Here is a 13600-nt window from a genome sequence, read left to right on the forward strand (position 1 = left end):
CAAGCATAGGCGATCCACGGGCCGAAGAAGACCATGGACCACAACGTCTGGTGGCTGTCGCCCATCCAAGCACTACATGTGGTGCCGGGCGAGAAAATGCACACAACCGCGTGTCGCGGCGGCGCAGCAGCCACGAGGGTACGTGAGACCCCCCGGTGACCGCTGCGGAGGGGCGGCAATGACAGACTTGGGCAGGTCACGGCGGCCAGGCCGTGATCGTCGCGGAACCGCGGAGGAGCGGGGACCCGCCGCCGGGGATTCCCGGCGGGAACGGTACCGTAATGCCCGTTATCGCCTTTCGGCCGCCCGTCGGCCATACACCCGATTCCCTGATCAGGTCAGCTAATCCACGGATTTTCACTCGAACGTGTGTTTGGCGCAACCTTTCGAAAGCAACTACCGTTGGCTAACTAGGGAGAACATTCCGAGAGGGGCCGACGTGACCACCACCGCAGACAGCGCGATCATCGCCGCACAAAGCCACTCCCAGGGCCGCTTCGAGCCGGCGCAGAAACCGCCGGTGGACGACGCCACGGTGAGCCCGGAGGGCCAGAAGCCGGCACGCTCGCTGCCGGGGCGGCCTCCAGGAATCCGTGCGGACAGCTCGGGCCTCACCGACCGGCAGCGGCGGGTCATCGAGGTCATCCGGGACTCCGTCCAACGGCGCGGGTATCCGCCGTCCATGCGCGAGATCGGCCAGGCGGTGGGCCTGTCGAGCACGTCGTCGGTGGCACATCAGCTGATGGCCCTGGAGCGCAAGGGCTTCCTGCGCCGCGACCCGCACCGCCCGCGGGCGTACGAGGTCCGCGGCTCGGACCAGCCCGCCTCGGCCCCGGCGGACACCACGGGCAAGCCCGCGGCGTCGTACGTCCCGCTGGTGGGCCGGATCGCCGCCGGTGGCCCGATCCTCGCGGAGGAGTCCGTCGAGGACGTCTTCCCGCTCCCCCGGCAGCTGGTGGGCGACGGCGAGCTGTTCGTGCTGAAGGTCGTCGGTGACTCCATGGTCGAGGCCGCGATCTGCGACGGCGACTGGGTCACGGTCCGCCGCCAGCCGGTCGCGGAGAACGGCGACATCGTCGCCGCGATGCTCGACGGCGAGGCCACGGTGAAGCGTTTCAAGCGCGAGGACGGCCATGTGTGGCTGCTGCCGCACAACGCCGCGTACCAGCCCATCCCCGGCGACGAGGCGACCATTCTCGGCAAGGTCGTGGCGGTGCTCCGCCGAGTGTGAGTACGCACGTGGCCGCACCGCAGCCGCCCTCGCGGGGCAGGCTGCGATCGGCGTGACGGGCCCCGGACATCGACTGGTGTCCGGGGCCCGCGCATGTCCCCCTGCGGGGCCCGCGTACGTCTCGCCCGGAGCCCGCGTACGTCCGTCTGCGGGCTCCCGGAGGGCTAGGAGGCGTCCGCCTCCGCGGTCTGCTCCGCGGCCTCTTCCGTGGCCGCTTGCGGGGTCTGTTCCGGCGCCTGTTCCGCCGCCTGTGCCGCCGCGTCGATCGCCGCCAGGGAGCGGCGGACCTGGTTGCGGTCGGTGGTGTACCAGAAGCCGGGCATCGAGGCGCGCAGGAACGAGCCGTACCGCGCCCGCTCGACCCGGGGGTCCAGGCAGGCGACCACGCCGCGGTCCCCGGAGGCGCGGATCAGGCGGCCGGCGCCCTGGGCCATCAGCAGCGCCGCGTGCGTCGCCGCGACCGCCATGAAGCCATTCCCGCCGGCCTCCTCCACGGCCTTCTGGCGGGCGCTCATCAGCGGATCGTCGGGGCGCGGGAACGGCACCCGGTCCATGACCACCAGCTGGCAGCTCGCCCCCGGCACGTCCACGCCCTGCCACAGCGACAGCGTCCCGAACAGGCACGTACGGGGATCCGCCGCGAACGCCCGGATCAGCTCGCCGAGCGTCTCCTCGCCCTGCAGCAGGATCGGCACGTCCAGGCGGCCGCGCAGCGCCTCGGCGGCCGCCTGCGCGGCCCGCATCGAGGAGAACAGCCCGAGCGTGCGCCCGCCGGCCGCCTCCACCAGCTCCGCCAGCTCGTCCAGCATGTCCGTACGGGTGCCCTCGCGCCCCGGCTGGTTCAGATGCTTGGCGACGTACAGAATGCCCTGCTTCGCGTAATCGAACGGCGAGCCGACGTCCAGGCCCTTCCACGGGGGCACGTCCTCGCCCTGCGTGCCTTCGGGGGCCAGTCCCAGCGAGGCCGCCACGCCGTTGAAGTCGCCGCCGAGCTTGAGGGTCGCCGAGGTCAGCACGACCGAGCGGTCGTCGAAGAGCTTCTCGCGCAGCAGCCCCGACACCGACAGCGGGGCGACACGGAGCGAGGCGCCGAAGCGGTCGTGCCGCTCGTACCAGACCACGTCGTACTCGGAGCCGTTCGCGATCCGCTCGGCGACCGCGTGCACGTTCTCCACGGAGGCCAGCGCCTGCTTGCGTACGGCGTCCTCGTCCTGGACGGACTTGTCGCGGGTCGAGCCGAGCGCGGAGATCACCGTACGGGCGGCGTCACGCAGCGCCATCAGGCAGTACCCCAGGTCCTCCGGGATCTCCTCCAGGCGGCCCGGCAGCGCCAGCTCCATCAGCCGCTCGAACGTCTCGGAGGCGGTCTGCAGCTGGTCGGCGGCCTTCTCGTTCACGAGCTTGGCGGCGCGCCGCACCGCGCGGTTGACCTGGCCCGGAGTGAGCTCCCCCGTGGCCACGCCGGTGACCCGGGAGACCAGCTCGTGGGCCTCGTCGATGATCAGTACTTCGTGCTGCGGCAGGACCGGCGCGCCCTCGATGGCGTCGATCGCGAGCAGCGCGTGGTTCGTGACGACGACGTCGGCGAGCTTGGCCCGCTCCCGGGCGGCTTCCGCGAAGCACTCCGCGCCGTACGCGCACTTCGATGCGCCCAGGCACTCCCGGGAGGTCACCGAGACCTGGCCCCACGCCCGGTCGGAGACGCCCGGCGTCAGCGCGTCCCGGTCGCCGGTCTCCGTCTCGTCCGCCCAGTCCCGGAGCCGCAGCAGGTCCTTGCCGAGCTTGCTCGTCGGCGTCGCCTGCTCGAAGGGGTCGAACAGGCCCTCCTCCTCTTCCTGCGGCACGCCCTCGTGGAGGCGGTGCAGACAGAGATAGTTCGACCGGCCCTTGAGCATGGCGAACTGCGGCCGGCGGCGGAGCAGCGGATGCAGCGACTCGACCGTACGCGGCAGGTCGCGCTCGACCAGCTGGCGCTGGAGCGCCAGAGTGGCCGTCGCGATCACCACCCGCTCGCCGTGCGCCAGCGCCGGGACCAGATAGCCGAGGGACTTTCCGGTGCCGGTGCCGGCCTGGGCGAGCAGGTGGGTGCCGTCGTCGACGGCCTCGGCGACCGCCTCGGCCATGGCGACCTGGCCGGGGCGCTCGGTGCCGCCGACGGCGGTGACGGCGGCATGGAGCAGTTCGGGGAGGGAGGGCTTCGTCATAGCGTTGCCACCCTACGCGGGCCCACTGACACTCCACCGCGTCCAGGCCGGTCCGTGGCCGGTCGCACGGGCGCGTCAGGGGGCGTGCAGCGGATTCGGGATCATGCCGTGCACGGCGGCGTGCGGGCGGTGCGGACGATCACGGTAACCGTCCATGTGGAGACGGTTGCGGTTGAGGCAGAGCCGCTCGATCTGCGGGGTGAGCAGGTCGAACATCGTGTGCCGCTCCTTGAGGTGCGGGAAGCGCTCGTGGTGGCGCAGGATCTCGGCCCGTACGAGTGACCAGAAGTCACCTTCGGGTACGCCGAGTTGCTCCTCGCACAACGGCGCCAGGTAGCGGAACACGCCGACGAACAGCCCGGAATGGATGAACTGGGTCAGGAACCCGGGCGGTTCGGTGAGCAGGGTCTCGCGTACGTCCTCGGGCATGGCGGCCAGTTCGGGCAGCGGGCCGTCCGTGGTGTTCACATCGTCCACGAAGTCCTTGACCGCGAGGCGGGTGGGCACGTCGTGCGCGTCGAAGCAGACGATGGCGTTCTCGCCGTGCGGGGAGAAGACGGTGCCGTACTGGTAGAGGAAGTGCAGCAGCGGCGGCAGCAGGGCGGCGAAGAGGTGGCGCAGCCAGGTGCGCGGCGCGAGCCCGGAGCGGTGCACCAGCTCGGCGGTCAGCGCGCGGCCGTGCGGGTCGGTCTGCAGGAGCGAGGCGAGAGTGCGGGCGCGCTCCCCGGGATCGAGCAACGGGGCGACCGGCTCGCGCCAGATGCAGCCGAGCAGTTCCTTGTACTGGTACGGGACGCCGGGGAGGCGGTCGTACAGAGGGTGTTCGACGGTGACGGACGCGGTCTCGCCGAGGAGGATCACGCGGGTCTCGTCGCGGAGATACGGGTCGGCGTCGCGCAGGCCCTGGACCCAGGCGGTGACGGCGGGGGCTGCGAGGGTGCGCTCGGTGGGCAGGCCGCGCCAGACGAGCGTGTTCAGCACGGACAGGGGGAGCTTGACCGTGCGGGCGTGCGGGCGGCTGGTGTTGAGAAAGGTGCGGATCGACTGCTGCGGCAGCCGGAGGTCGTTGTCAGTGGTGAGTGGGACGATGAATTTGCCGGCGATTTGGGGGGCGTAGAGCGGGGCGATGGTCTCGTCCCACTGCCAGGGGTGGACGGGGAGATAGAGGTAGTCGTCGGGGTCGAGGCCCTGGTCGGCGAGGGTGCGGGCGAAGGCGTTGCGGAGATCGGGGGTGAGTTCTTCGGAGTAGAGACGGTCGGGGGTGGCCAGCGGGCCGGTGCCGCGGTAGCGCGCGAGGTCGCGGTGGGCGGCGATCCAGGGCAGCCGGCAGGGGGTGCGGACTTCGGGGGCCCAGCGCTCGGCGTCGGCGGCGGAGAAGCCGAGCCGTCCCTTGTTGGCGACCAGCCAGGGGTGGCCGGTCTGGTGGCCTTCGAGGGCCGCGTAGTCGAGGTCGGCCAGCTCGGCGGCGGTGAGGGCGGTGGCGTCCAGCCGGGTGTCGGCGGCGAGCGTGGCGGTCAGCTCGCGGATGAGGTGGCCGGTGGTGTCACCGCTCAGGCCCAGGGCGGTGTCGTGGGCGTGGAAGAGGAAGTGCAGGGGGTCGCCGGTGGGCGTGACGGAGTCCGGGTCGACGCGCCAGTGCCCGTATGCGCCGCGGCGGGCGTGGAAGCGGTACGTGACCTCGGGGGTGAGGCGAAGGCGGTAGCGCTGGCTGCCGCAGGGGGCGGTGCCGTCCGGCTCGGGGGCGATGACCTCCTCGTACGCCAGCTCCGCGAGCGTCTTGGCGAGGAGGCGGCGGGCGGCGCGCCGCCAGGCCGCGTCGGCGGGGGCGCTGGGGGACGCGGAGCCCGTCGGGCCGGTCGGATCGGCAGCGTCGGCCGGGCCGCTCGGGCCGGTCGGATCGGCAGCGTCGGCCGGGCCGCTCGGGCCGGTCGGAACGGTGGCGTCGGCCGGGCCGCTCGGGGCGGCGGCGCCGGTCGGTTCTGTACGGCCGGTGGTATGGGCGGGCTGGGCGGAAGGTGACAAGGCTGGCTCCTCGGTGCTCGGGGTGAGCGGCATAAGGGAATTCGCAGCGGATTGTTGAGGGAGGGAGGGGTTACGGGGAGGGCGTGAGCGGGGTGGGCCGGGGTCCGGGGCCGGTGGCGGATCACAGGACGGTGCGCAGGGCGCGGTCGCGGATCATCAGGGCGGCGCGCTTGTCGGGCAGCTCGGTCTCCGCGGCGAAGCGGAAGCCGGCGCTGAGGAAGGCGGCGATGGAGGGGGTGTTGCGCAGGTCGGGCTCGGCGACGACCCGGCCGCACTGCGGGCGGTGGTCCAGGACGAGGTCGGCGGTGGCCCGCAGCAGGGTGCTGCCCAGGCCGCGGCCGCGGTCGGCGACGCCGCCGATGAGCAGGTGCACACCGGTGTCGTGCGGGCGGGCCGGGTAGTAGCGGGCGAGCGGGTCGAGATCGGCGCGGTAGATCTCCCAGTAGCTCATGGGGACGCCGGCCAGCACGCCCAGGCAGGGCACACTGCGGCCGTCGCCGTCGAGCTGGGTCCGCAGGTGCGCTTCGGTGGTCCCGGGCGGCCCGGCCAGCTCCCAGAACGCGGCCACGGCCGGGTCGTTCATCCAGCCGGCGATCAGCGCGAGGTCGCGCTCCGGCCGGACGGGTACGAGCTGGAAGGGCCCGGCCGGGGTCTCGGCGGGGCCCCATCCGGCGAGCGCGTCGAGGAGCGGGCCGGCCGCCGGGTCGCCGGGGCGCAGCTGCGGAACGGTGTCCTCGGCCCCGAGGACGGTCAGCTCGGGCGGCAGCCGGAGGTCGACCGTGTCACGCAGAGCGTCACAGGGGGCGAGGACGCTCCCGGCGGAGGCGGCGGCCGGGTCCGGAGCGGGGGCCGGGGCCGTGTCCGGGGCGGGGGCCAGGGAGGCCGGGGGTTCGGTGGGGGGCACGGCGGGGTGCTCCTCTCGTGGGCTCACGGGGGCACGGGTCGGTGGCCTCATGGCTCACGGGTTCAGGGGGTTGGGGAGGGTGACGTAGACGGACTGGGTGTCGACCGGCCCGACGAGCTCGTCCAGGCCGTGCAGCCGCGTGAGCAGGTTGGCCTTGCACCGCAGGGTCCGGGCGGCGAGGAGGCGTTCGGGGAGCGGCGAGCGGTGCGCCGCCGGCTCGGCGGCGGCCCCGGTCAGGAACCGTCGGAAGGCCGCGAGGAGTACGCCCTCGTCCGCGAGCCCCTGCGCGCCGAACGCGCCGATCAGCCCGAGGACGTTGTTGATGCCGAGGTAGTAGGCGAAGCGCTCGTCGGTGACGTCGTCGGGCACGAAGGTGTCGCTCTCGACGCCGATGCCGGGCAGCCGCCGGTCCAGCTCGGCGCGCCGGGACTCGCGGAAGTAGTAGCCCTGGTTGTCGCGGTACCGGCCGCCGCTCGGCCAGCCGTCCGCGTCGAGCAGGACGAGGGTGTTCTGCTGGTGGGCCTCCAGCGCGACGCCCGCGGTGCCGTCGAGCCACAGGACGGGCCGTACGACGGCGTGGAGGTACCGCAGGAACCACTCGGCGGCGACCGCTCCGGCGGGCCGGCCGGTGCGCGCGGTCAGCGTGCCGATGAGGTCGGCGAGGCGGGAACGCAGGCCCTCGTGGCCCGGCCACGGCCGCGGCGAGGTGAGGCCGGCGACGCACACGGCGTCGTCGTCCGGCCCGAAGGGGTTGTGCCGGAAGACGACGTCGAGGCCGCGGACCGGCTCGCCGTCGGTGCCCGTCACGGCAAGCCAGGCCGGGTCGCGGACGATGTCGAAGCCCGGGTGGGCCGCGCGCCACTGTGCGGCGAGGCCGCTGCGGAGGAGGCGGTGGACCTCGACGCCGCGCTGCAGCTCCTTGCGGAGGTTCTCCCGGCGCGAGTTGGTGATCCGAAGCCCGAGGGAGAGCTTGAGCATGGCGTCCGCGCCGGGGCAGTGGACGGTCCGCACGGAGGAGGTGGGGTGCCAGTGCGGGCCGTGCGGGCCGAGGTCGTGCAGCAGGCCGGCGTCCAGGAGCGCGGCGACGTCGGGGCGGTGCCGTACCTCGCGGGCCTGCCACGGGTGCAGCGGCAACGGGACGGTGTCGCCGGGCAGTTCGAGGCCGTCACCGGTGAGATCGGCGGCGAGCCGGCCGGGCGGCACGGCACGGCCGCGCGCGGTCCAGGCCGAGTCCGCGGCCAGTACGGAGCGGTGCACGGCCAGCCAGTGCAGCGGGAAGGAGCCGCGCAGCTCCGGGGAGTACGCGCGCAGGTCCCCCTCGGAGAGGCCCTCGCGGCTCTTCGGTGTGGGGTGCAGCGGGTGCCCCAGGATCAGCGACTGCTCGCCTTCGAGGAAGCGGTCGGCGTGCGAGCCGGCGGGACGGGTCCGCCGGTCGGCGAGGATGGCGGCGGTGCAGCGTACGGAGTCGGCCACGCGGCCGATCAGCTCGGCGGCGCCCTCGGGGGATCCTCCGGGGGATCCTTCGGCGGCTCCCTCTGCAGTCCCCTCCGTGGCCCCCTCCGCGGGTCCCTCCGTGGCCTCCTCGATGAACGCGCCGGGCCGCTCAGCAGCGTCGGACCCGCCGAAGGCCGCCTCGCGGTGCAGCAGGGCGGCCAACGTGACGGCGTCCACAGTCGGCGCGCCTTCCGGCGCCTCCTCCAGTACGGGCGGGCCGAAGCGGTGGCAGCCGGTCGCCGACCAGTAGCGGACGGGGATGCGCAGGGTGGTGCCGGTGGCGTCCAGCGGGAGCCGGAGGTGGGCGCCGGGCGGGCGCGGCGTACCGCTCTCCCGGACCCAGCAGCGCAGCAGGTTCTCGACACCCGCCGCGTCCGCGGCCGCCGCCGGATCGGGGTGCTCCAGCGGGTCGGGGCACTTCGACGGATCGGGGTCCGTGTCCCGCTCCGTACCGACCGGTTGCCGCATGTCCCGCATGGCTGCCCCGACGCCGAAGGCGATCCCGACGGCCGCCCGGGAACTGAGCATCCCCGGCTCGCACACATGGCCGATGCGGCGCGCCTGCCGCGGGACGCTGGGCTCGTCGGACAACTCGGACGACTCGGACGACTCGAACGGCCCGGACGGCTTTGTCGACTCCGACGATGCAGACGGCTCACACGGCTCAGACGGCTCTGGCGGCTCCGACGCTTCGGACGCCGACGCGTCCGCCGCCACGGGCTCACCGGTACCGGAACGCACCTCCGGCGGCAGGCCGGCGTCGGCCACCTCACGGCGGCCGCCACTCGCACCGCCCTCCGGCGGCACCGCCGGCGCCCCGTCCTCCCGGGAGCCGCCCCCGCCGGGCATCTCCGTCGGCGACGGGCTCGCGCACGGTCCGTCGGCCGGGGGCTCCGCCGCGGGTGAGGCGTCCGGGGCGGGGCCGGCCGGGCCGTTCGTCGCAGGGCCAAGGCGTTCGGTCATGGGGTGGTGCCTCGCATGGTGGGGAGGGGCGAACCCGTCGGTCCGGGGGTGGCGCTGACCGCCGCCGCGATGGCGTCGGCGAGGCGGTCGAGTACGGCGTCGGCCTGTTCGTCGGTGAGGGTGAGCGGCGGGAGCAGGCGTACGACGGCGGAGCCGCGGCCGCCGAGCTCCACGATCAGGCCGCGGTCCAGGCACTGCTGCTGGACCTCGGCGGCCAGCAGGGAGGCGGGCGGCGGAGCGCCGTCCGGCCCCACGGGTCCTTCGGGGTCGACCAGTTCGACGCCGAGCATCAGGCCGCGGCCGCGGACGTCGCCGACGCAGTCGTGCTGCCCGGCCAGGCCGCGCAACCGGGCGAGCATGCGCGCGCCCAGCTCGGCGGCGTGGGCGGCGAGGCCGTTCTCGCGTACGTACGCGAGCGTCGCGGCGCCCGCCGCCATCGCGAGCTGGTTGCCGCGGAAGGTGCCGGCGTGCGCGCCGGGGCGCCAGGTGTCCAGCTCCTCGCGGTAGACGATCACCGCGAGCGGCAGGCTGCCGCCGATGGCCTTGGAGAGGACGAGGACGTCCGGGACGATGCCGCTGTGGTCGATCGCCCAGAAGGCGCCGGTGCGGCCGACGCCGGTCTGCACCTCGTCGACGATCAGCGGCACGTCGTGCGCGGCGGTGAGCTCGCGCATCCGGCGCAGCCAGCTGTCGGGCGCGGGGATCACGCCGCCCTCGCCCTGGACGGGCTCCAGGATCATGCCGGCCGGGCGCGGCACGCCGCTCTTGGGGTCGGCGAGGGCGTTCTCCGCCCAGCGCGCGGCCAGTTCCGCGCCGTGCGCGCCCCCGCTCTCGGAGGCATCCCCGCCCCCGCCTCCGAAGGGGCAGCGATAGGCGTACGGATACGGCAGCCGGGTCACGGAGGTGTCCCGCGCGCCCCCGGATGCGGCGAGCGCCCCCGCCGTCATGCCGTGGTACGCGCCGGTGAACGCCATCAGGCCGTCGCGTCCGGTCGCCGTCCGTACCAGCGTCAGCGCGGCCTCGACGGCGTCCGTGCCGGCCGGGCCGCAGAACTGCACCTTCCCGTGCTCGGCCAGCTCCCGCGGCAGCGTGGCGAACAGCTCGGTGGTGAAGGCGTCCTTGACGGGAGTGGCGAGATCCAGGACGTGCAGGGGCGCACCGGAGTCCAGGACGGCGCGAATCGCTTCGAGCACAACGGGGTGGTTGTGTCCGAGCGCGAGCGTGCCGGCGCCGGAGAGGCAGTCGAGATAGCGGCGGCCGTCCGCGCCCTCGATCGTCAGCCCGCGGGCGCGGACCGGGACGATGGGCAGGGAACGCGCGTACGTGCGGGCGGCGGACTCGCGGAGCGACTGCCTCCGCAGGATCTGCTCACGGTCCAGCGGCGGTGCCATCGGCGGAGGCTGGGTCAAGGCCACGGCGGTGTTGTCCTCCTGCTGTTCCACGGGCTCCCGGCGCGCTCGTCGGCGCCGGTCGCCGGCTCTGTGGGCCGCCCCGTGAACACGGACCGGCCGTCCCCCGTACGTACCAACGACATCGCGGGCACCGGATCACGGCCTCGCCAAAGATCCTTGGCGGCCGGAACCGCGGACCCGCCCGGCGCCGTCCCCCACGGCACCGGCATAGTGGGGCTCTGCATTCCGGACCGGCCACCAGAACCGGCGGAACGGTCCGAACAAGTCCATACCGATCGCCAACAGCCGCCGGACGGTCGCGAATGCGCTCGCCGGACGATCGTCGCAGCGGTCGCCGAACACACCCAGGGGGAAACAAGTCATGCGATCCATCCGCCCGTCCGCCGCCCGGCCACGTGCCGGACGCCGCACCACGCGTGGCGTCGCCGCGGCCGCGCTGGTCGGCGCGCTGGCGCTGACCGCCACCGCCTGCGGCCCCTCGGACGACAACGCCGGCTCGCAGCCGGACCAGTCGGCCGTGGACCAGCCGGGCGGCGGCGAGCTGAAGATCCCCAAGGAGCTGCAGGACAAGCTCAAGGACCTCGGCGTGAATCTGGACGACTGGAAGCACGGCGAGTGGAAGAACTGGGACAAGAAGAAGTGGCTGCGTGAGGCCGGCCAGTTCGTGAACCCCTACATCAAGGGGCTGTGGGACCCGGACCGGATGAAGGACGCCGAGCAGCCCGACAAGCCGGTCGAGCCGGAGGACATCTCCGGTGACCAGGGCGTCACCGACCCCGAGCCGGCGCCCGTGAAGGCGCAGCCGGTCAGCGCGCCGTACAGCGACAATGCGCCCGGCGTCGGCAAGGTGTTCTTCGACAGCCCCGAGGGCTCGATGGTCTGCTCGGGCGCGGTGGTCGAGGACCCGGCGCACCCGGGCAAGTCGAACCTGGTGTGGACGGCGGGGCACTGCGTGCACGCGGGCAAGAACGGCGGCTGGTACCGCAACATCGCCTTCGTGCCCTCGTACAACGACGGCGGCAAGTCCGCCGCCGAGCTGCAGGGCGCGACGAAGGAACAGCTGGCCCCGAAGGGCGTGTTCTGGGCCGACGCGGCGCAGACCTCGCAGCAGTGGATCGACGGTGGCGCGAAGACGGGCGGCCAGGGCGCGCCGTACGACTTCGCCGTGCTGCACGTGAAGCCGGAGGCGGGCAACACCAAGTCGCTGGAGGAGACGGTCGGGTCGGCCTATCCGGTGCAGTTCAACGCGCCGGCCGTGCCGAAGATCGCGTCGATGACCGCGCAGGGCTACCCGGCCGCCAAGCCGTTCGACGGCCAGACGATGCAGCAGTGCCCGGCGAAGCCCGGCCGGCTGTCGCTGGACACCGCGCAGCCCACGATGTACCGCATCGGCTGCACGATGACGGCCGGTTCGTCCGGCGGCCCGTGGTTCGCCAAGGACCAGCAGGGCCGGACGGCGCTGGTCTCCAACACCTCGATCGGGCCGGTGACCGCCACCTGGCTGGCCGGGCCGCACCTGGGCGCGGAGGCCAAGGGCGTGTACGAGGGCGTGAGCAAGAAGTTCGCGAACCAGTAGCCGGCACGCACGGCACCCGTAGCGGACATGCGTGAGGGCCCGCTCCCCGGGATGGGGAGCGGGCCCTCGTGCGTCGGTGCCACCGCCGGGCCGGCGGTGCGGCTCAGCCGCCCGCTGCCGCCGGTACGTACGGCTGCAGCTCCGCCGCCAGCTCTTCATGGACGCGGGCCTTGAGGACCGTGCCCTCCGCGGTGTGCTCCTCGGAGATCACCTCGCCCTCGGCGTGCGTCCGCGAGACCAGCTGACCGTGGGTGTACGGGACCAGCGCCTCGATCTCGACGCTGGGCCGCGGCAGCTCCTCGTCGATCAGGGCGAGCAGCTCCTCGATGCCCTGGCCCGTACGGGCCGAGACCAGGATGGCGTGCTTCTCCTGGCGCAGCAGGCGCTGCAGCACGAGCGGGTCGGCCGCGTCCGCCTTGTTGACGACCACGATCTCCGGCACGTCCTGCGCGCCGACGTCGCGGATCACCTCGCGGACGGCCGCCAGCTGCTCCTCGGGCACCGGGTGCGAGCCGTCGACCACGTGCAGGATGAGGTCGGAGTCGCCGACCTCCTCCATCGTGGAGCGGAACGCCTCGACGAGGTGGTGCGGGAGGTGCCGTACAAAGCCGACCGTGTCGGCCAGGGTGTACAGCCGCCCGCTGGGCGTCTCGGCCCGCCGGACGGTCGGGTCCAGGGTGGCGAACAGGGCGTTCTCCACCAGGACACCGGCGCCTGTGAGGCGGTTGAGCAGCGAGGACTTGCCCGCGTTCGTGTACCCCGCGATGGCTACCGAGGGGACCTTGTTGCGCCGGCGTTCCTGGCGCTTGATGTCGCGCCCGGTCTTCATCTCCGCGATCTCCCGGCGCATCTTCGCCATCTTCTCGCGGATCCGCCGCCGGTCCGTCTCGATCTTGGTCTCACCGGGACCACGGGTGGCCATGCCGCCGCCCGCCGAACCGGAGCCACCGCCACCCATCTGCCGGGACAGCGACTGACCCCAGCCGCGCAGCCGGGGGAGCATGTACTGCATCTGTGCCAGCGCGACCTGCGCCTTGCCCTCTCGGGACTTGGCGTGCTGGGCGAAGATGTCGAGGATCAGGGCGGTCCGGTCGACCACCTTGACCTTGACGACGTCCTCCAGGTGGATCAGCTGGCCGGGGCTCAGCTCACCGTCGCAGACGACGGTGTCGGCGCCGGACTCCAGCACGATGTCGCGCAGCTCCTGGGCCTTGCCCGAGCCGATGTACGTCGCCGGGTCCGGCTTGTCACGGCGCTGGATCACACCGTCCAGCACCAGCGCGCCCGCGGTCTCGGCCAGGGCGGCCAGCTCCGCGAGGGAATTCTCCGCGTCGAGGACCGTCCCGGAGGTCCATACGCCCACCAGCACCACGCGCTCCAGGCGCAGCTGTCGGTACTCGACCTCGGTGACGTCCTCGAGCTCGGTGGACAGGCCCGCCACGCGGCGCAGTGCCGCGCGCGCGGAGCGGTCGTACTGGTCGCCGTCACGCGCCCCGTCGATCTCGTGGCTCCAGGCGACGTCCTCTTCCATCAGGGCGTCGGCCCGAAGGCTCTCGTGGAGGCGCTGTCGGTCCTGCTGAGGAAGGGAAGAAGAGGAGGTCATTTGATCCTTTGTGTCGTTGGGACGTCCCGCGCAGGGCCCACTGCGGGGCCCAGGGACTCTCGATCGTGACAACGTCCGGACGCCCCGGGAGATTCCCGGCGGTCCCGGCGTCGGTGCGTCGATGGTCGCACGGCCGGTGACGCCCGTCACGCGAGTTTTGGTGCCCTGCCATTGTCCCTGGTGAGCGCGGC

Annotated in this window: 8 protein-coding genes; 2 read left to right on the forward strand and 6 right to left on the reverse strand. The window is 73.3% G+C overall.

Annotated features, from left to right (window positions below):
- Positions 1 to 439: 439 nt before the first annotated feature.
- Positions 440 to 1231, forward strand: coding sequence for a transcriptional repressor LexA (gene lexA / locus ABT381_RS08675; protein WP_351589818.1), 792 nt, complete (start codon positions 440 to 442; stop codon positions 1229 to 1231).
- A 164-nt stretch (positions 1232 to 1395) separates the two neighbouring features.
- Here lexA and ABT381_RS08680 read toward each other — a convergent pair whose 3' ends face one another.
- The 5 genes from ABT381_RS08680 to ABT381_RS08700 all read right to left on the reverse strand — a co-directional run bounded on the left by ABT381_RS08680 (position 1396) and on the right by ABT381_RS08700 (position 10233).
- Positions 1396 to 3435: an ATP-dependent DNA helicase gene (locus ABT381_RS08680; protein ID WP_351589820.1), complete on the reverse strand. Its 2040-nt coding sequence runs from the start codon at positions 3433 to 3435 to the stop codon at positions 1396 to 1398.
- Positions 3436 to 3510: 75 nt separating this feature from the next.
- Positions 3511 to 5457 (reverse strand): IucA/IucC family protein, encoded by a 1947-nt coding sequence (locus tag ABT381_RS08685; RefSeq protein ID WP_351589823.1) that lies wholly within the window; start codon positions 5455 to 5457, stop codon positions 3511 to 3513.
- Positions 5458 to 5578: 121 nt separating this feature from the next.
- Positions 5579 to 6361, reverse strand: coding sequence for a GNAT family N-acetyltransferase (locus tag ABT381_RS08690; protein WP_351589826.1), 783 nt, complete (start codon positions 6359 to 6361; stop codon positions 5579 to 5581).
- Positions 6362 to 6415: 54 nt separating this feature from the next.
- Positions 6416 to 8323 (reverse strand): IucA/IucC family protein, encoded by a 1908-nt coding sequence (locus ABT381_RS08695; protein ID WP_351589891.1) that lies wholly within the window; start codon positions 8321 to 8323, stop codon positions 6416 to 6418.
- 491 nt (positions 8324 to 8814) lie between these two features.
- The gene (locus ABT381_RS08700; protein WP_467754711.1) at positions 8815 to 10233 is read right to left on the reverse strand and encodes a diaminobutyrate--2-oxoglutarate transaminase family protein; all 1419 of its coding nucleotides are present in this window, start codon (positions 10231 to 10233) and stop codon (positions 8815 to 8817) included.
- A gap of 358 nt (positions 10234 to 10591) precedes the next feature.
- Between ABT381_RS08700 and ABT381_RS08705 the strand changes: the two genes are divergently transcribed.
- Complete coding sequence (locus ABT381_RS08705) at positions 10592 to 11806, forward strand: trypsin-like serine peptidase (protein WP_351589829.1); 1215 nt, start codon at positions 10592 to 10594, stop codon at positions 11804 to 11806.
- A 103-nt stretch (positions 11807 to 11909) separates the two neighbouring features.
- Here the strand turns inward: ABT381_RS08705 and hflX are convergent, their stop codons facing one another.
- A complete protein-coding gene (gene hflX, locus ABT381_RS08710; RefSeq protein ID WP_351589832.1) occupies positions 11910 to 13409 on the reverse strand; it encodes a GTPase HflX in 1500 nt (499 codons plus the stop codon).
- Positions 13410 to 13600: the final 191 nt, after the last annotated feature.

Source organism: Streptomyces sp. NPDC000151 (genome assembly GCF_040301705.1).
GTDB lineage: Bacteria > Actinomycetota > Actinomycetes > Streptomycetales > Streptomycetaceae > Streptomyces.